Consider the following 18,603-nt stretch of genomic DNA (forward strand, 5'->3'; position numbering starts at 1 on the left):
AACAAACTAACAGTTAATTTCACAAGCAAACGTTTTTACCGACGAACATCAAGATAAAACACCAAATGTTCGAAATATAATTTTTGTTAATGTATGTTATGCGCGATTACAACAAGGAGCGCCTTCCTCTATTGCTCCAAGATTGACAGAGGCACATATGAAGCAAGTTACACCACGCCTACCAAGCTTGATACAGGTATTTATCTCGCTCGGTTTATTTCTCCTGCTGGCATTTTCGTTCACAGCCAAGCTAGACCTACCGATTCAGCTAGCGCTATACATCGGTTGGTTCATTGTCATGATATTGGGCTTAAAGCTTGGCCATCAGTATAAAGATCTGGAAAAAGCAGCACTAAATGGCATTTCCAATGGACTTGGAGCCGTTTTAATCCTTTTGGCCGTTGGCGCGCTTGTAGGTACTTGGATCTCTGGTGGTATTGTTCCAACCATTATTTACTACGGCCTTAAAGCAATCCACCCTTCCATCTTTTTGCTGGCGACCATGATCATCTGTTCATTGACTGCGCTAGCGACTGGCACATCTTGGGGTGCGGCTGGCACGGCAGGTATTGCAATGATGGGTATCGGTCAAGGTCTTGGTGTTCCTGCGCCAATCACTGCAGGTGCCGTACTTTCAGGCTGTTACTTTGGTGACAAAATGTCGCCTCTATCGGATTCAGTAATCCTTGCTTCATCTATGTCTAACGTTGAAGTGATGGAACATATTAAAGGTATGTTGCCGATAGCACTCATTAGCTACATTATTACAGGCATTATGTTTACTGCATTTGGCTTCCACTACGCAGGTCAAGTTGACATGAGCCAGGTAGACTCTGTCATTAAAGCGATGGAACAGCAGTTCTACATCACCCCTTACTCATTTGTTCCTGTGATCATCGTATTGTCACTTCTAGCGATGCGTATGCCTTCATTCCCAGTGATCAGTTTTGGTTCTCTGCTAGGTATTATTTGGGCAGTGATGATCCAAGATGTCGATTTCCTAACCGCGTTCAACACGGCTTGGGCTCCGTTTGCAATCTCATCTGGCGTAGATTTCATTGACTCAATCCTTAACCGTGGCGGCATGTCTTCAATGCTTGGGTCGGTAGCGGTTATCGTATTCGGCCTTGGTTTTGGCGGTCTACTAGATAAAGTAGGCGTGCTAGAGACTATCGCGAAGCTGTTTGAAAAACGCGTTCAAAGTGCAGGTTCATTGGCAACAAGCACAATTGGTACGGCCTTTATGGGCAACGTATTTGGTTCAGCGATGTACGTTTCACTTATTCTGACCCCAAAAATCTGTGCGAAGAACTATGACCGTCTAGGCTACAAACGTAAGAATTTGTCTCGTAACGCAGAATTTGGCGGCACGCTAACCTCAGGTATGGTCCCTTGGAGTGACAACGGTATCTACATGGCCAGTATTTTGGGTGTTGCTACACTGTCTTATGCCCCGTTCATGTGGCTGAGTTTTGTATGTATCATCGTAACGATCTTCACTTCTTACATGGGTTGGTTTGTTGATAAGTGCGAACCAACAGCAGAAGCAGTTGAAGAAGCTGAAGGCGAATTAAAGCAGCAAACCGCTTAACTTCGCAGAGATAGGAAGAACCTCCCTTTCGAATTCAATACTAAAAAAGAGCGCTTTAAAGCGCTCTTTTTTTATTTCCAAAACAAATCGTTAGCTTTGTTTGACTAGCGTTTTCACGGCTGCACGCTTCCCAAACCAATAGCCCAAGCCAAGCGGTGCAAAGAATATAACGGCAATGAACAGAATAAAGTAGATGATGGTACTTTTGACAAGTTCAATCAGCTTAGTCATTGCGAGATTCACAACCTCTTGCGACACTCGATCCATATCTTGAGCAAACTTCTCGCGCTCATGGGTAATGATCTGTGCGATTTCTTGGCGCTCTCTGGCAACCATCAGCTCTATAGCTTGGCGTTCTTCACCCAACTGAGATAAACGCGCCTCCGTCCTTTGATCGATATCGTCAACCAAAGGTTGTAACTCCAGCGCCATTTGTTCTGCCAAATAACGCATGTACTCTGGGTTGTTATCGATAAAATCCCTCATCGAATCAGCGGTAACTTGCAAACTATTGAACGCCGCATTGACTTTTTCGATACTGGCAGAGCTATTCAAGGCCAACAACTGCGCTTTCCACGTCATAATTTTTGGTGTCTGCTCTGATACCAGACTTAGACGATCAGAGACATCCCCAAGTGCTTCTGGCATCGTGCCTAGCGTTGTAACGGCTTCCTCTTCGCTAATTTGGTTTGCATCTAACCACCTACGGTAAGCCGGAGTCCTAATCATGCTTAAATCAGCGAATGGATGCTGCTTGGCGAACTCTGCAACAAACGTTTGTGTCTTGATGTATGCTTCTTTCTTCAATAAAGATTGAGCCAGTTTATCTACCTCTTTCGCTAAATAAACGGAAACTAACTTGGCCTCATCAGACGCAAAGAGCTCATTACCAGAAGCGGTAGTAAAGAACTGTTCCATTTGTAGCGTGAAAGTCCATGTATCAATCAGTGCAGCCATTGGGGACACTTGATACGCAGAAGCTTGGATGCCCTCTTCAGCATTTATCTTCCAAAGTAAAATATAAGATTGATGAACTTTATCATGAGGCTCATATTGTTCGTGTAGTGCGTCTGCTGCTTGCTCAACCTGAGCAAAAAACTGCTGCGCATACTCACGAGTCAAAAGACGCATATTGAGCTCTTGTTTGGTAAGAGGGACGGTTTGACTCTCGATCTTGACTTCGAGCAGGGAGCACCCTGAAAGCATCATAACCAGCCCTATCAACATCATTGAAGACATTCGGCGAACGGACATGAAAACACCTTTAACAAATTGTATAGAACAGGAATAAAGCGAACTAAGTCATATAGTTCGAGCCTTTATTACCTCAACTCTTATGACATTAAGTCAGAGCAATATCAATCTGTTAGCGCTTCTGTTATCTTTTCACTATTGAGAACATTATTAGCAAAAAGTATGGTTTGTTTTAGGACATCATCTAAACATGCCAACTTCTCTTCCGGCACTTTTTGCCCTTGTTTAATCAACAGTTCAATATCACCCGAAATACAGTGCAATGGCATTGCACCTAAACTCCCTGAGACCCCTTTAAGACTGTGTGCGGCTCTTTGCGCTTGCTCTTTATCCTCTTCTAACAGCTGATACATTTTAGTGCCATCGCCAGAGTGGTCCTGAATAAAGACCTCCAGTAACATCCGCACAGCGCCCTCGTCACCAGACAGAGAATCTAACATTTTATTGATATCTATGTACGGCTCACGTTCCACTACTTCCACTTGTGATGAATTCACCTCATTACAACTTTTTTCGTTCATTTGGACGTTTTGAAAATTTTCTGACTGAGCTGAGGGAACAGTGTTAGCTCCATTTTCATCATCGCCAACTTGCTCTGACTTTTTATCATCGGTTCTGGGTAGTGGTATCGGTTGAATCGTTTTTGGGGAGAAGGCTCCCAATGAAATGAGGAAAAGGAGCAAACCACTGATTACAGACAGCCAAACAATAAAAGTCATTAGCTTCTGTTCCAACTTATCATTTATCGAAGTTAACTGGTTCGGGAAATCTGGATTAAGCAGTTGATTAGATAAATAACTGCCCTGTGCCTGAGCAGATAGTGCGCTTGAGGTTTGAGCAAGCTGGCGCTGAAGAGCACTTCGCTCTTCGGGAGAGAGTGCCTCTGATTCAATAAAAAGTCGGTCTAAGTCACGGTAAGTATCGCTATTCGTTGCAGAGTCACTAAAGACAGACTCAAAAACAAGCGCACCTAAGCGATAGTACATTGCCTGAATTTGCTCAGAGTTTTCTGTTCGAGCACGGCTGCTTCGTAACTGTTCAGCTAACGAAACCAATTCACTGTCACTTCTTACAAAAGCTCGAGCACTTTCTAAAAATCGGTCGGTCGTATAAAGCAATTGAGTGATGTCTGGTGTGATTTTCCCTTCAGAAAACTCACTTTCAAGCTGTAAGCGAACTGCATAAGCCAACTGAAGTTTCAGTGAAATTTGGTCGACGTGTTTAACACGGTAAGGCAGATCGAAGTTAAAAAAGTGCCTGACTTCTTCAACTTTACTTCCTAACTCATTTACAGTCGAAATCGTTTGAATCGTTTGTTTGGCTTGCAGCCAAATGCCAAGTGCTAAAACACACCACAAAACGAACCAGAACCAAACAAACCGCCGTATTCCTTCTTTTAGCTTCAGCAACACTTGCCCCTCGCATATCTCCATTAATTACAAGCATATACTATGGATGTTTCTTATTCACATAAAAAAAGAGAGCCGTTTGCTCTCTTTATTTAACGATATGATTTTAGTTGCGACTTAACTGATCTTTTAGATTTGGAGGCGTCCCTTTAATCGTTAAGGTATCCGTCTCTGGATCATAAAAAATACGCTCGCCAAGTAAGAGACTATCGAAGCTAATATTCAAACCACCACCAGCTCCAACAAATTTAGTCAGTTTGCGAACCGTCGCACGATCACCTGGGAAAGACTCTTCAAGTTCGTACCCTTGCTCTTTGGTGAAATCCATAAAGCTCGTGCCATCTTGGCTTTGAGGAAGCTCTCCGGAAAGCTCTGAGATTTGAACTTCATCACCGGATTTAATTTGCTCATTGCAGTAGTCGTAAACTTGTTTCTTGTACTCGTTCACTTCTTGCTTTTCTAGCTTCGAGTCAGCACAAAAATCATCCACCGCCTGCATCAACACTAAGTTTTGTTGTTTAGTATCTAAGCCAATATCCGCTTGCAGAAAATCTAGGAAGAAGTCCGCCACTTTACGGCCAACGCGTCCTTTAATGTATTGCAGATAACGATTGGATTCCTTGTCGGTCTCGTAGCTCGACAGGTCGATGCGTGCGGCAATATCCATTTTGGTGATATCTAAGTAATCTGTCGCACTGATGTCCAAACCTTCGGTCACTTTTAAACTCTGATTCATTGGTAAGATACCGATGAACAAGTAGTCCGTTGCTAAACTCTGATACTCTGCGAAAACCAAGATACCTTCATCCGCAAATGGGTACTTAATCAACTCTTCTTTCAAGCGATTTGCACTAATTTGTGAGAAGTCGTAAAAATCTCGCTCTCCTTTGCGCATTTCTTGAAGCCAAAATTGAAATTCGCTGTCTGACTGGAAAGCGCCAAAACCTTTACCAGCTTTAGAATGGAATACTCGGTGAAGCTCAGCGACTAAGTTTTCTGTAGATGCATCGTTCTCTAATGATGCTGGACGAAAGTTTACAACCAGCTCGTCCTGATCGTTTTTGCACAGTTGATGCAGAATAACGTTTGAAAGATGAAGACTCATAGTGATTTTATCTTGCTACAAGGTTTTAGTTGATGGGCATTGTAGGTTATCATAAGCCGCTTTTACTATCATTATTAGAGTCTTTATGCCGATTACATCTAAATATACTGACGAGCAAGTAGAAAAAATTCTTGCTGAAGTAGCAACAGTTCTTGAAAAACATGCTGCTTCTCCTGAGTTGACGCTAATGATTGCCGGAAATATCGCAACCAATGTCTTAAATCAACGTGTTGCTGCTTCACAACGCAAAGCGATTGCTGAAAAATTTGCTCAGGCGCTGATGTCTTCTTTAGAAACACCAAAAACACACTAATCACGGACAATAGAACACATACATGGTAGACAGCGGAAACTCATACGGCGAACGTGTATCTCGACTAGTTGGTTGGGGTCACTGGTTTGCATTCTTCAATATCGTTGCGTCGATGTTGATAGGCACACGCTACATTGTTCAGTCTCCTTGGCCCGAGACGTTACTTGGTCAGTTTTATCTGGCGGTTTCTTGGGTTGGTCACTTTGGCTTTCTAGTTTTCGCACTTTACTTGCTTGTTCTATTCCCGTTGACGTTTATCCTGCCATCGCGGAAATTGTTCCGTTTGGTGGCAGTGATTTTCGCAACCGTTGGGCAAACCATATTATTAATTGATACCCAAGCGTATCAGTCGATCAATTTGCACTTAACTCCCGTTGTCTGGGAGTTACTATTCAGCGAAGACAAAAGTGCGCTCAGCACTGACCTACAACATTTATTTGTTGTGATGCCGCTGATCTTCCTTATTCAACTCGCACTATCCGAATGGGTATGGCGAAAACAGCGCAAACTATCTCATAAGCACGTAGGACGCCCTCTCGCGGCCGTCTTTTTCCTCAGCTTTATGACCAGCCATTTGGTTTACATTTGGGCAGATGCGTATTTTTACAACCCAATTACTAGCCAGCGTTCAAACTTCCCTTTGTCTTACCCGATGACGGCGAAGAGTTTTATGGAAAAACATGGTCTACTTGACCGTGAGGAATACCTAAAACGTTTGGCAGAAAACGAAGGCAACGTAGAGTTAGTCAACTACCCTCTTGAAAAGCTTGAGTTTAACCGCCGAGTTAATAAGCTCAATGTGTTGATGATCAGCATAAACAATTTACGAGCGGATGCGCTGAACCAAGAAGAGATGCCTAACCTCTATGAGTTTGCTGAAAACAATCAGAACTTCCGTAATCATTACAGCTCAAGTAATGATACATACGGGGCCTTTGGTTTGTTCTATGGCTTACCGACCAGTTATGCATCAAGCATCAAGGCGCAAGGTGCTTCCCCAGTATTGCTCGATGTACTGAAAGATCAGGGCTACAACTTTGGTTTATTCAGTGGCAGTGGGTTTGAAGATGATCTCTACTCAGAAATTATTTTCCGCGACTTGAACTTAGCGGAAGACCTAGATGGCACGCAAGCTCATACCGATAAACAATCTATCGCAAACTGGAATACATGGTTAGCAGAGAAAGCAAGTCAGCCATGGTTTAGTTACATCGAAGTCACCACCGTTGATAATTTTGAATCGATTCCTTCAAATAATGACGAAGAAATGCCCGCAAGTGAGCGATTCAAAAAAGCTTATGAATATGCAGTGAAGTCGGCGGATAGAACTATCGCCGGTATTATTGATGAACTAGAAACGACGGGACAACTGACAAACACCATCGTAATCATCACTTCTAATCACGGTAGTGAATTTAACGAAACCAATACGAACAGCTGGGGAGCAAACAGCAACTACAGCCGTTATCAATTACAAGTTCCGATGGTGATCCATTGGCCTGGAATGCTGGCTGGCGAATTTAATCACAGCACAAGTCACTTGGACCTCTCAGTTACACTGTTGCAAGATATGCTCGGCGTATCTTCCAACCCATATGATTACAGTAGTGGTCGCAACCTATTCGATGAAAGTCGTCGTCGCTGGATCTTGGCGGGCGATACTCGCGAGCTTGCCTTAATTACTAGCTCGCAAACCACAGTGATCGATAAGTTTGGCAACTACAAGCTGTATGACAAAAACTACAAACGACTTAGAGATGATGCACCGAAGTTGCCAGTTTTGATGCAAGGTTTAACTGAGTTACAGCGTTTTTATTCTAAAAACGATTAATACCTAGCAATCCATATACTATTCAAACTCCCCTTTTTGGGGAGTTTTTGTTTATTTAAACAACACAAACCACAAATTTGCGCAGTAAACATCCAATCAGTTCAACTAGGGGTTTACAACATTTTCAAAGCCTTATATTATGCGCCTCAACAACGGAGAGATGGCTGAGTGGTTGAAAGCACCGGTCTTGAAAACCGGCATACGTTAATAGCGTATCTAGGGTTCAAATCCCTATCTCTCCGCCACTTTTAGAAAAAGCCCGCTAAGAAATTAGCGGGCTTTTTCGCATCTCCAGACTTAAAAAGATTTGTACAAATCGCTTATCACTTCTTGAACGCAACTAAGCACTCCGCCACTCTCAGAAAGAACCCACAAAAAATTAATGCCCTTTTCGTTCGTTTCAGTGTTGAATCAATTTGATATTTACGTCTAGTTGTATCTACTCATCAATAAAGACTTCTTTAGCGGCATTGATAAGCTGCAAATGAATTGGGACGAGGTCAGCATGATTCGTTCGATATCCACCTCCAACGACAGCTGCGACAGGGATACCTCGAGATTTCACTGTTTGCATTAAAAATCTATCACGTTCTAAAATCCCTTGCGTCGACACATCAAAATATCCAAGCTCATCGTCTTGATGTATATCGACACCAGCATCGTAGATAACCAAATCAGGGCGATGAAGATTAAGTGCCATATCGACCACTTCTTTAAACGCCATTAAAAAATCCTCATCACCTGTTCCTCGCACCATAGGCACATCGAGGTCAGACTGAGGCTTCCTCGCTGGGAAGTTTTTATCACAGTGGAAAGAAAGCGTGATGATATCTGGCTCATCGTCACATAAAGTTGCTGTTCCATCCCCATGATGAACATCACTGTCAATGATCAATACTTTATCGACATGCTCAACTTCGAGTGCTTGTCTAGCCGCGATCACTAAGTCATTAAATAAACAAAAACCACTGCCAAACTCTTTGTGTGCGTGATGATACCCACCACTCAAATGAATGGCCACACCGTACTCAAGTGCCTTTTTTGCGGTCAGAGCCGTGCCCGCTGCTGAAGTTAGCGTTCTGGTAATGAGAGACTCACTCCAAGGAAAACCTATTCGGCGCATCTTCGCAGCTGGCATGTTTCCACTAACAAGTAACTCGACGTATTCCTCGTCATGAACACGTTTTACTTCCCCAACAGTTAATGCTTCGGGCTGGAAAAACTGCGTGTGCTCTTTCCAGTTATCTTTCTCCATATGCACCAATACCGATTCATAGAGGTACTGGTATTTCATAATTGGGTAACGATGCCCCTCTGGCAACTCAAGTTGAGAATAAATCGGGTGGTAGATAAATGGCAGCATGAGAAATTCTTAATAACAATGGTAACGAAATAGTATCAACTTAAAGGGTTGAATAAAACGCAATTTAATTGATAATAATTTTCAATATCAATTAAATTTAATATACATATGAATTCTACTTTCTTTGCTATTCTCGGCGCACTGTTTGGCTCTCTTTGTGCCCTGTCCCTATTTTCATCTCTTGTTGTTGGTGCGTGGTGGTTGGTTGATTTTATTGTGCTTAACTAACACAATGACTTTCAACTGAAATCAAAAAAGCATAGGTGTTTGTATGAGTCAAACCGTCTTTATTACCGGAGCAAATCGCGGCATTGGCCTTAGCTTAACTGAGCTGTACCTGAAGCAAGGCCACCAAGTACATGCTACTAGCCGTTCCTTAGAGAACAGTTCAGAACTACAAACTCTAGCCTCACAATTCAGCAATCTGGTTTTGCACGAACTGGATGTCACGCACTACGAACAAGTCGCTAAGCTTGCCGATAAACTCCCTGCCATCGACTTACTCATCAATAATGCAGGATATTACGGCCCCAAGGGATATGGCTTTGGAAACACTGACGTAGAAGAATGGCGTAAAGCCTTCGAAGTAAACACCATTGCACCGTTAAAACTGGTTGAGCACTGTTACCCTCGTTTACAACAAGGCAAGATGAAAAAGATTGCTTGTATCTCATCAAAAGTCGGCAGTATGACCGAAAATACGTCCGGCGGCGGCTATATTTATCGCTCATCGAAAGCGGCGCTTAACTCGGTTGTGAAAAGCTTAAGTAATGATTTAACACCTGAAGGATTTACCGTTTTAGCGCTTCACCCTGGTTGGGTAAAAACGGCAATGGGCGGACCAAATGCATTGATAGATACGCAAACCTCCGCACAGGGCCTCGCGAACGTGATAGAACTGAGCACACCGCAGCTTTCAGGTCGATTTATTAACTACGATGGTACTGAGTTACCTTGGTAGCAGCATTAAGACACAACCATCACTAAACCAAATACCATCAAAGCCAGGCTTCATAATCGTGACTTGGTTGGCAAACATAATGTTCATCAGTGATCCACCAGCATAATTCGCGCAATCTAACTTGAATTTATCTACATCCAATCCAGACTTAGGAAAAAGTAGAACAAATAAGGAGAAAGCACGATGGCAGCAGATAGGGATTTGGTTAATTTTAGCGAAGAGCACGAACTAAATTACTGCTTGAGAAGTGCTGGTAAACGCCAAACTCAAGCGAATCGAGATACATTAGTTGACTTGGGCAACCAGGTGAAAGAGGTACTGGACAAACGCGTGTTAACTCAAGGTGAAGTAAGAGGTGCGATCCAAAACCACGGTGATCTGTTCGAGTAATCTATTTTCAAGCATGCGCGGAGTTTAATTACGCCGCGCTTGTCCTATGCCTGCTTACCTTTGGTTGCACGAGATTTAGTCGCGCCACCATTCTTTGAATAACTGCGCTTTTTACGTTTAAACGCAGGACGTTCCACCTTGGGTAGATGACGTAATGAATCAGGGATAGGGCCTGCTTTTACTTGTGCCATCAAGCTATCAATGCGTTGTTCCAGTGCTTGCATGAACGGCTGATATGCTTGATTTCTCTCTGCCATACCTTGTAACTGGTGCTCCCAATGAGCCGTCATATCAGGGTATGTTGAATCTTCTGGCAAGGCATGAATGAGACCTCTTCCCGCAGGAGAACTGAGAATTGACTTACCTTGACGCGTAAGCAGTTGGCGTTTGAACAGCGTGTCCAAAATACCAGCGCGAGTCGCTTCCGTGCCTAGCCCATCAGTGTCACGAAGGATTTTTTTCAGTTCTTTATCCGCAACGTAACGGGCGATCCCGGTCATCGCTTGCAACAACGATGCCTCGGTAAAATGCTTTGGTGGCTCGGTTTTTCGGTCTTTTATTTCCCCTTCACGACAAGTTAACACGGTGCCTTCGGGTAGCGGTGGCACGGCATCAATACCTTCATCTTCCTTGTCAGTTTTGCCCATTAGCGCTTTCCAACCCGGCGAAACTAACTGACGACCTTTCGCGACAAACGTACCACCAGCGATATCGAAAACCAATTTCGCTTCTGCGTAAACCGCCGCCGGATAGAACTGCATGAGGTACTGGCGCGCAATCAATTGATACACCTTCATCTCATTGCCGGAAAGCGCATTCACATTAGCTTGCTTCGGTGTAGGGATAATCGCATGGTGCGCATCCACTTTTTTATCGTTCCAGGCTTTGGACTTTAATGTTAAGTCTGCTCCCTGAACGGCAACTTGCAACTCTTTTGCGTTATTCGCAATAGCAGTTGTCACCGTCCCTGCTTGTGAGTAGTGTTCCATCGGTAAATAGCGACAATCTGAACGCGGGTAAGTGATCAGCTTGTGCTTTTCATACAATGCCTGACAAGTATCTAGTACTTGTTGCGCACTCATACCATAGCGCTTCGCGGCATCGATCTGTAAGGCAGATAACGAATAAGGTAATGGTGCTGATTGCTTGGTTTGCTTTTGTTCCGACTCCGTCACTTTTGCAGGTTGATTTGCGATGCGGTTTGCAACATTTTCCACCAACTTACGGTTTAACACTCGACCTTCTTCGTCCTGCCAAGGCTTGCATGCCTCACTTGGCTTCCAACGAGCACGAATATCAAAAGTACCATTGGCATCTTGATATGGGATCAGAGCATGTAGGGTAAAATAGTCCTTCGGGACAAAGTTTTCGATTTCTTCATCACGACGCACCACTAAGCCAAGAACTGGCGTTTGCACTCGCCCTACCGAGAGAACACCTTGATACCCTGCTTTTTGACCAAGCAAGGTATAAGCACGAGACATGTTCATACCATACAGCCAATCAGCCCGAGAGCGGGCCAATGCAGAAACTGAAAGTGGGATAAACTCGCGATTACTGCGCATAGAACTGAGTGCGCGTTTAACCGCAGGTAAGTTCAAGTCGGAAATCAGCAAACGCTGTGTGGATTCCTTCTTGGTTTTAGATAACTTGCAATAGTCCAGAACTTCATCAACTAACAGCTGACCCTCTCGATCTGGGTCTCCTGCATGAATGACTTCGTTAGCTTCTTTGAGCAATTTACGAATCACTGTTAATTGCTTACTTGCGCTTTTCCTCGGTCTGAGCTGCCATTGCTGCGGAACAATTGGTAAATCTGCCATATTCCACTTTTTATAACGCTCATCGTAAGCGTCAGGTTCGACTTGTTCGAGCAAATGGCCGATACACCAAGTAACGATATCCCCGTTCCCACAGCGGATGAATCCTTGATCTTTCTTTTGAGGGTTTGGCAGTGCAGCGGCAATCGCACGGCCTAAGCTTGGTTTTTCAGCAATAAACAGACGAGACATAACGTTTTGGAAATAAATATAATTAGGGCCACATTAACGAATGTAGCCCTAATAAATCAAGAAAAACTGTATAAATAAACAGTCAGTTTATTTAAGTTTTCAGTTATAGAAATTCAACAAACTGAGAAAGGTCACGCTCAGGAACTTTCATCGGTGTACAACCAGGCGTGCCTAAGTACAAGAAACCAACAATCTCATCGTCACCTTCTAAACCAAATGCTTGATGAACTTCTGGATGGAACATCCACTTACCTGAGCGCCAAAACCCTTGAAAGCCTTGCGCTACGGCTGCCATTTGCATCGCTTGTACAGCGCATCCCGCAGATAAGTGTTGCTCTAGTGCTGGTACTTTCTCATGTTCTGTTACTTTAGCAATCACCGTGATCACCATTGGTGCGCGAAATGGGGCATTCTTTACCTTTTCGACCACCGCTTCATCACTATTTTCAGCTTCTGCCGCTTTTACCAAGATATCTGACAGTTTTTTCAAACCATCGCCCTGTGCGATAACGAAACGCCAAGGGGTTAATCCCGCATGGTCAGGCGCACGAAGGCCAGCACGAATGATGTTCTCAAGAGCTTTACCTTCTGGTGCAGGCGCGGATAACTTCGCGATAGATCGGCGATTGAGCAAAAGATCGAGAGCGTCCATGAAAGAATCCTTATTGAATATCGTTGTTATTTTGTTTACGCCACTTTAGCACAATCTGCTCCTGCGAATAACAACCGGTTTTCTGTGGGCTTGATAACGTGCTTCACTTAACATCAATCTGGGTTTAATGTTAATTTATTCGCGAAATGAATAAGTTGAACATAGGCAGGTTGATGAACAAGGACAAACAAAACAGCATTTACGAAAAGATCGTTAATGACGAAGATGCCCGTGCCTGTAAGGCGATTCCTGAATCAGCTTGTCATCAAGTTCCCGGCAACTTTCTTAAAATCATTCTCGCTCAGTTTTTAACGAAAGTCGGCGATGCGTTAATCAATCCTAAAGTCACGTTGCCGTGGATACTACAAAGTCTCGGGGCTCCGGTTTACTTAATTGGTTGGCTGGTTCCTATTCGTGAGTCAGGATCCCTTATCCCACAACTTAGCATCGCGCACTACATCCGACGCATTCCAGTAAGAAAATGGGTCTGGGTAATTGGCAGTATCTTGCAGGCTCTTTCCATATTTGCAATCGGATTGGTCGCATTAACTCTAACAGGAGCAGCTGCGGGTTATGGTGTGATTGCATGCCTTGTGATCTTCAGCCTCTCACGCGGTTTAAATTCCGTCGCATCAAAAGATGTATTGGGCAAAACCATCCCTAAAAACCAACGAGGTCAAGTCAACGGCTGGTCTTCAAGCGCTGCTGGCCTGGTTACGCTGCTTTTCGCGAGCCTTCTGGCACTAGCCTGGTTATGGGACGTAGAGCCGACAGAGCGCTTTTACGGTCTGAGTTTAGGCTTAGCGGGCGTCATATGGCTCATCGCGGCATTCGTCTATGCGCGAATTAATGAGTATGCCGGTGAGGTAGACGGTGGTCGAAATGGCGTCCTCGAAGCATTTAAACAACTCGCGTTACTTAAGACAGACGTGACCTTTCGTCGATTCGTTATCACGCGGACACTATTTTTATGTTCTGCGCTGAGTGCACCGTACTACGTTGTGCTGGCACAGCAATCTCTGGGTGGACAGCTCTGGGTGCTAGCTCTCTTTATGTTTGCGAGTGGCTTAGCCTCCTTTGTGTCAGGTCCTTTCTGGGGAAGAATGTCCGATCGCTCCAGCCGCAGTGTGATGGTCATAGGCGCAATGATGAGCGCGCTACTTGGTGTTGTGTTATTTATTTACGATACATGGGTCACCGCTAGCCAAAGCTTCCTATTCGTGATTCCTCTGCTTTACTTTTGTGTTTGTATTGCCCACGACGGAATACGAGTCGGACGAAAAACCTATTTAGTTGATATCGCAGAAGGTGACAAACGGACGAGCTATGTAGCCGTGAGTAACACAGTGGTTGGGATAATGCTGCTTCTAATGAGCTCTCTTGGTGTTATGTCGAACTTCTTGAGCCTTTCAGCTGTGGTGTTAGTGTTCTCTTTTATTACTTTTGCTGGCGTGGTAATGGCCAAACAACTGCCAGATATCAGTGACTAGTTCTATACAAAAAAGCTGCGCTCAAAGCGCAGCTTTTATGGTAAACACACATTAAAAGGCTAGAGTTTTACCGCCAATTTAACACCTTGACGAATCGCACGCACAGCATCAAGTTCACCCGCATGGTCAGCTCCGCCAATGATATGAATCTTCTCTCCGAGTTCAGACCATTTATCTTCAAATGGACGAACAGACTCTTGCCCCGCACAAATGACGACTTTGTCCGCGTTCAATAATTGTTCTTTTCCATCTACATGAATGTGCAAACCTTGATCATCAATTTTATCGTAAGACACACCACCGACTAAATGTACGCCCCGTTTTTCAAGGGTACGTTTATGGATCCAACCTGTCGTTTTACCCGGACCTTTACCTACACGACCTTTACGACGCTGAAGTACCCAGACTTCTTTATCGCTAACCGCATCAGGGTAAGGGTATAAACCACCCGGCTGAGACATCTCCTTGTCGATTCCCCATTCATGCAACCAGTCATCCAACGTTTGTCCAACTGGCTCTGTGAGCATGGTCGCGACATCTACGCCAATGCCACCAGCACCAACGATAGCCACTTTCTCACCGACTGGCGTTTTGTCTCGAATGAGAGTTTGATAGTCGACGACTTTCTCTGGGTTATCAATTCCATCAATATTGACTTTACGTGGCTCAACACCCGATGCCATCACTATCTCATCGTACTCTGTGAGTAAGTCATAGTTCGCTTCCGTCGATAAGTGCAGATTCACGCCTGTTTCATCAATACGGTTAGCGAAATATCGTATCGTCTCTCGAAACTCTTCCTTACCAGGGATCTGCATCGCAAGACGGAACTGACCACCGATGCGGTCGTTCTTTTCGAACAAATCAACCTTATGGCCACGTTCAGCCAGTGTGGTCGCACAAGCCAAGCCCGCAGGTCCAGCACCAACAACTGCAATGTTTTTCTTTTTAAAGGCTGGTTCAACAACAATTTCGGTTTCATAGCACGCTAGAGGGTTCACTAAGCAACTGGCGCGCTTACCTTTAAACACGTTATCTAGACACGCCTGATTACAACCAATACACGTATTAATAAGCTGCGCTTTTTCCTGTTCGGCTTTAGCAACAAAGTAAGGATCGGCCAAGAATGGGCGCGCCATCGAAACCATGTCGGCATGACCTGAAGATAAAATACGTTCTGCTTCATCTGGCGTATTTATACGGTTGCAAGTGATAATAGGAACCGAAACGTGAGGTTTAACTTTTTCCGTAACCCATGTAAACGCACCGCGTGGTACTTGAGTCGCAATTGTCGGAATTCGAGCCTCATGCCAACCGATACCCGTATTAATAATCGTGACGCCAGCCTCTTCAAGTGCTTTCGCCAATTCGATAACGTCTTCAAAAGTGCTGCCCTGCTCGACAAGATCCAGCATAGAAAGACGGAAGATGATGATGAACTTGTCACCTACCGTCTTGCGTACCGCTTTAACAATTTCTAGCGGAAAACGCATACGTTTTTTATAGCTGCCACCCCATTCGTCGTAACGCATATTAGTACGTTTACATAAGAATTGGTTTATCAAGTAACCTTCCGAGCCCATTAACTCGACGCCATCATAACCAGCAAGCTGTGCTAACTCCGCACTATTAGCAAACGCGTCGATGGTTTTCTTTATCTGGCGGTCGCTCATTTCACTCGGAGCAAACTTTGCAATTGGCGCTTTAATGCCAGATGCACTTTGCGAGAATGGATGCATTGCATAACGCCCAGCATGGAGAATTTGCAACGCAATTTTACCACCGTGCTTGTGCACCGCTTCTGTCACAACTTTATGGGCTTTAGCATGTTTTGGCTTGCTGAATTCAGCACTCAACGGGTGTAAACGACCGCGTAAGTTAGGAGAAAAACCTCCGGTTACAATCAGTCCGACACCGCCTTTCGCGCGTTCTTCATAAAAAGCCGCGAGCTTCTGTAATCCTTCTTTGTGCTCTTCTAAGCCAGTGTGCATTGATCCCATCAGAACTCGGTTTCGTAATTGTGTGAAACCGAGGTCCAGTGGCTTTAATAGGTTTGGGTACATGGCAGACATCACTTAACATCCATTGTTATTATCATGGTCTGACCAGATTAAGCCTGCTCAACCAAAAAATCAAACAAGCGTTTACATTTTTGTAACACCGATCAATCTCGTGTGAAAATATGCCAATTGTTGAGTGGTCGTGATAAGCTAAAAAAATGTTATCTTTTGAGATCTTAGAGATAAGAACCCATACTTTGTTAGACTCGGCGTAACTATCTCGTTATGGAGACAAGATGAAAAAACTCTTCAAATTTATTGGTTTGATATTTAAAGGGATATGGAAAAGTATCACTTTCATCAGACTCGCACTGGCAAACCTAATTTTCTTGCTGATGATTGCCGTTTTCTACTTTGCCTTTACTTATACCGGAGACGGTCAACCTGTCGTCGAAAAAGAATCGGCATTGGTGATGAACCTTTCAGGCCCAATTGTCGAACAAAGACGTTATGTAAACCCAATGGACTCTTTTGCTGGTTCCCTTTTGGGTAATGAGCTACCGAAAGAAAACGTCCTTTTCGATATCGTTGATACTATTCGCTACGCGAAAGACGATCCTAAAGTGTCTGGATTAGTGCTAGCACTGCGAGACATGCCAGAAACAAATCTCACGAAACTACGTTACATCGCGAAAGCGTTGAACGAATTTAAAGCATCAGGCAAACCCGTTTACGCCGTAGGTGATTTCTACAACCAAAGCCAATATTACTTGGCAAGTTACGCCGATAAAGTTTATCTGGCACCTGATGGTGGTGTATTGATTAAAGGTTACAGCGCTTACTCAATGTACTACAAAACGTTACTTGAAAAGCTTGACGTTTCTACTCATGTTTTTCGCGTAGGTACTTATAAATCCGCTATCGAACCTTTTATTCGTGATGACATGTCCGATGCGGCGAAAGAGTCAGCAACACGTTGGGTTACTCAATTATGGAGTGCTTTTGTTGATGACGTAACAACAAACCGAAACATTGATGCGAAAGTGCTTAATCCAACCATGGATGAGCTGATTAACGAGATGAAGTCTGTAAATGGCGATATTGCTCAGCTCGCAGTCAAATTGGGGCTAGTGGATGAACTCGCGACACGCCAAGACATTCGCACTCTATTTGCAAAACAGTTTGGTAGCGACGGCAAAGACAGCTACAACGCGATTGGTTACTACGACTACCTTGCAACGATTCGTCCTGATTACACACTACCTCAACACGACATCGCCGTTGTTCTAGCCAGTGGCGCGATTATGGACGGTCAACAACCTCGCGGAACTGTTGGTGGTGACACGGTCGCAAGCTTGCTGCGTCAAGCACGCAATGATGAAAAAGTGAAAGCGGTCGTGTTACGAGTAGATAGTCCAGGAGGCAGTGCCTTTGCTTCTGAAGTGATTCGTAACGAAGTAGAAGCTCTGAAGCAAGCAGGTAAGCCGGTTGTTGTATCCATGTCGAGTTTGGCCGCTTCTGGTGGTTATTGGATTTCAATGAGCGCAGACAAAATCGTTGCTCAGCCAACAACCCTGACGGGCTCCATTGGTATATTTAGTGTCATCACCACGTTTGAAAAAGGCTTTAGCAAGTTAGGTATTAATACTGATGGCGTTGGCACATCGCCGTTCTCAGGTGACGGTATTACCACTGGCCTTTCTGAGGGCGCGTCTCAAGTGTTCCAGTTAGGTATCGAGCACGGTTACAAGCGCTTTATTTCTCTAGTTGGCGAGAATCGCGATATGTCTCTAGAGGAAGTTGACAAAGTTGCTCAAGGTCGAGTTTGGACTGGCCAAGATGCACTATCCTTTGGTCTTGTCGATCAAATGGGTGACTTTGATGATGCTGTAGAGCTAGCGGCGAAACTAGCGAACGTGACCGATTATGGCATTTACTGGGTAGAAGAGCCTCTTTCACCTACTGAACTATTTCTACAAGAGTTTATGAAACAGGTGAAAGTCTCTCTAGGTATTGATGCAACAAGCTTGCTACCAAAAAGTCTTCAACCCGTAGCTCAACAATTCGAACAAGACGCAAGCTTGCTCCAAAGCTTCAACGATCCTAAAGGTCAATACGCATTTTGTTTGAACTGCCAAGTGCAGTAGTTTTTCCATCAATATTACAAAGGGCACTTCTACTTGAAGTGCCCTTTTTATTAGGCTTTGCATCTCCTCAGATGACTTTCTGATG

Annotated in this window: 14 protein-coding genes and 1 tRNA gene; 8 read left to right on the top strand and 7 right to left on the bottom strand. The window is 44.2% G+C overall.

Annotated elements, in window-relative coordinates; genetic code table 11:
* The first annotated feature begins 157 nt into the window (after nucleotides 1-157).
* Entirely contained in the window at nucleotides 158-1,591 is a 1,434-nt protein-coding gene (gene nhaC, locus IQP38_RS12465; RefSeq protein ID WP_193837627.1) for a Na+/H+ antiporter NhaC, read from the top strand.
* Between the two features lie 90 nt (nucleotides 1,592-1,681).
* Here nhaC and IQP38_RS12470 read toward each other — a convergent pair whose 3' ends face one another.
* The 3 genes from IQP38_RS12470 to yejK all read right to left on the bottom strand — a co-directional run bounded on the left by IQP38_RS12470 (nucleotide 1,682) and on the right by yejK (nucleotide 5,359).
* On the bottom strand, nucleotides 1,682-2,845 hold the full coding sequence (locus tag IQP38_RS12470) for a chemotaxis protein (RefSeq protein ID WP_193837628.1): 1,164 nt from the start codon (nucleotides 2,843-2,845) through the stop codon (nucleotides 1,682-1,684).
* A gap of 104 nt (nucleotides 2,846-2,949) precedes the next feature.
* Nucleotides 2,950-4,278 carry an Hpt domain-containing protein gene (locus IQP38_RS12475; RefSeq protein WP_053349606.1) on the bottom strand — a complete coding sequence of 443 codons (1,329 nt, stop codon included), beginning with the start codon at nucleotides 4,276-4,278 and terminating at the stop codon, nucleotides 2,950-2,952.
* Between the two features lie 82 nt (nucleotides 4,279-4,360).
* The gene (gene yejK / locus IQP38_RS12480; protein ID WP_005380723.1) at nucleotides 4,361-5,359 is read right to left on the bottom strand and encodes a nucleoid-associated protein YejK; all 999 of its coding nucleotides are present in this window, start codon (nucleotides 5,357-5,359) and stop codon (nucleotides 4,361-4,363) included.
* An 85-nt stretch (nucleotides 5,360-5,444) separates the two neighbouring features.
* Between yejK and IQP38_RS12485 the strand changes: the two genes are divergently transcribed.
* From IQP38_RS12485 to IQP38_RS12495, 3 genes are all read left to right on the top strand, one after another.
* A complete protein-coding gene (locus tag IQP38_RS12485; RefSeq protein ID WP_005380722.1) occupies nucleotides 5,445-5,672 on the top strand; it encodes a YejL family protein in 228 nt (75 codons plus the stop codon).
* Nucleotides 5,673-5,694: 22 nt separating this feature from the next.
* Nucleotides 5,695-7,503 (top strand): DUF3413 domain-containing protein, encoded by a 1,809-nt coding sequence (locus tag IQP38_RS12490; RefSeq protein WP_005380721.1) that lies wholly within the window; start codon nucleotides 5,695-5,697, stop codon nucleotides 7,501-7,503.
* A gap of 154 nt (nucleotides 7,504-7,657) precedes the next feature.
* Nucleotides 7,658-7,748: transfer RNA gene (locus IQP38_RS12495), tRNA-Ser, on the top strand.
* A gap of 194 nt (nucleotides 7,749-7,942) precedes the next feature.
* Here IQP38_RS12495 and IQP38_RS12500 read toward each other — a convergent pair.
* Nucleotides 7,943-8,866 (bottom strand): histone deacetylase, encoded by a 924-nt coding sequence (locus IQP38_RS12500; RefSeq protein WP_025767197.1) that lies wholly within the window; start codon nucleotides 8,864-8,866, stop codon nucleotides 7,943-7,945.
* A 271-nt stretch (nucleotides 8,867-9,137) separates the two neighbouring features.
* Between IQP38_RS12500 and IQP38_RS12505 the strand changes: the two genes are divergently transcribed.
* Together IQP38_RS12505 and IQP38_RS12510 are read left to right on the top strand one after the other, a co-directional pair.
* Complete coding sequence (locus tag IQP38_RS12505) at nucleotides 9,138-9,827, top strand: SDR family oxidoreductase (protein ID WP_025767196.1); 690 nt, start codon at nucleotides 9,138-9,140, stop codon at nucleotides 9,825-9,827.
* A gap of 183 nt (nucleotides 9,828-10,010) precedes the next feature.
* Nucleotides 10,011-10,217: a hypothetical protein gene (locus IQP38_RS12510; RefSeq protein WP_005380717.1), complete on the top strand. Its 207-nt coding sequence runs from the start codon at nucleotides 10,011-10,013 to the stop codon at nucleotides 10,215-10,217.
* A 44-nt stretch (nucleotides 10,218-10,261) separates the two neighbouring features.
* Here IQP38_RS12510 and IQP38_RS12515 read toward each other — a convergent pair whose 3' ends face one another.
* Both IQP38_RS12515 and IQP38_RS12520 read right to left on the bottom strand, forming a co-directional pair.
* Nucleotides 10,262-12,229 carry a DNA topoisomerase III gene (locus IQP38_RS12515; protein WP_017821143.1) on the bottom strand — a complete coding sequence of 656 codons (1,968 nt, stop codon included), beginning with the start codon at nucleotides 12,227-12,229 and terminating at the stop codon, nucleotides 10,262-10,264.
* 103 nt (nucleotides 12,230-12,332) lie between these two features.
* Nucleotides 12,333-12,881, bottom strand: a complete 549-nt coding sequence (locus tag IQP38_RS12520; RefSeq protein WP_005380711.1) for an NAD(P)H nitroreductase — start codon at nucleotides 12,879-12,881, stop codon at nucleotides 12,333-12,335.
* A 173-nt stretch (nucleotides 12,882-13,054) separates the two neighbouring features.
* On the opposite strand from IQP38_RS12520, the gene IQP38_RS12525 reads away from it, so the two are divergent.
* Entirely contained in the window at nucleotides 13,055-14,371 is a 1,317-nt protein-coding gene (locus tag IQP38_RS12525; RefSeq protein ID WP_053306673.1) for an MFS transporter, read from the top strand.
* 59 nt (nucleotides 14,372-14,430) lie between these two features.
* Here IQP38_RS12525 and IQP38_RS12530 read toward each other — a convergent pair whose 3' ends face one another.
* The gene (locus IQP38_RS12530) at nucleotides 14,431-16,443 is read right to left on the bottom strand and encodes an NADPH-dependent 2,4-dienoyl-CoA reductase (protein ID WP_053306674.1); all 2,013 of its coding nucleotides are present in this window, start codon (nucleotides 16,441-16,443) and stop codon (nucleotides 14,431-14,433) included.
* A 224-nt stretch (nucleotides 16,444-16,667) separates the two neighbouring features.
* Here IQP38_RS12530 and sppA point away from each other — a divergent pair, with 224 nt between their 5' ends.
* Nucleotides 16,668-18,518 (top strand): signal peptide peptidase SppA, encoded by a 1,851-nt coding sequence (gene sppA / locus IQP38_RS12535; protein WP_005380705.1) that lies wholly within the window; start codon nucleotides 16,668-16,670, stop codon nucleotides 18,516-18,518.
* Nucleotides 18,519-18,603 lie beyond the last annotated feature (85 nt).

The sequence above is a fragment of the Vibrio sp. OPT41 genome (assembly GCF_015163595.1).
Classification (GTDB): Bacteria; Pseudomonadota; Gammaproteobacteria; order Enterobacterales; family Vibrionaceae; genus Vibrio; species Vibrio alginolyticus.

Bases quoted from the DNA above. Each gene is read 5' to 3' on its own strand.
- nhaC (WP_193837627.1), top strand. From the start codon at position 158: ATGAAGCAAGTTACACCACGCCTACCAAGCTTGATACAGGTATTTATC.
- IQP38_RS12470 (WP_193837628.1), bottom strand. From the start codon at position 2,845: ATGTCCGTTCGCCGAATGTCTTCAATGATGTTGATAGGGCTGGTTATG.
- IQP38_RS12475 (WP_053349606.1), bottom strand. From the start codon at position 4,278: ATGGAGATATGCGAGGGGCAAGTGTTGCTGAAGCTAAAAGAAGGAATA.
- yejK (WP_005380723.1), bottom strand. From the start codon at position 5,359: ATGAGTCTTCATCTTTCAAACGTTATTCTGCATCAACTGTGCAAAAAC.
- IQP38_RS12485 (WP_005380722.1), top strand. From the start codon at position 5,445: ATGCCGATTACATCTAAATATACTGACGAGCAAGTAGAAAAAATTCTT.
- IQP38_RS12490 (WP_005380721.1), top strand. From the start codon at position 5,695: ATGGTAGACAGCGGAAACTCATACGGCGAACGTGTATCTCGACTAGTT.
- IQP38_RS12500 (WP_025767197.1), bottom strand. From the start codon at position 8,866: ATGCTGCCATTTATCTACCACCCGATTTATTCTCAACTTGAGTTGCCA.
- IQP38_RS12505 (WP_025767196.1), top strand. From the start codon at position 9,138: ATGAGTCAAACCGTCTTTATTACCGGAGCAAATCGCGGCATTGGCCTT.
- IQP38_RS12510 (WP_005380717.1), top strand. From the start codon at position 10,011: ATGGCAGCAGATAGGGATTTGGTTAATTTTAGCGAAGAGCACGAACTA.
- IQP38_RS12515 (WP_017821143.1), bottom strand. From the start codon at position 12,229: ATGTCTCGTCTGTTTATTGCTGAAAAACCAAGCTTAGGCCGTGCGATT.
- IQP38_RS12520 (WP_005380711.1), bottom strand. From the start codon at position 12,881: ATGGACGCTCTCGATCTTTTGCTCAATCGCCGATCTATCGCGAAGTTA.
- IQP38_RS12525 (WP_053306673.1), top strand. From the start codon at position 13,055: ATGAACAAGGACAAACAAAACAGCATTTACGAAAAGATCGTTAATGAC.
- IQP38_RS12530 (WP_053306674.1), bottom strand. From the start codon at position 16,443: ATGTCTGCCATGTACCCAAACCTATTAAAGCCACTGGACCTCGGTTTC.
- sppA (WP_005380705.1), top strand. From the start codon at position 16,668: ATGAAAAAACTCTTCAAATTTATTGGTTTGATATTTAAAGGGATATGG.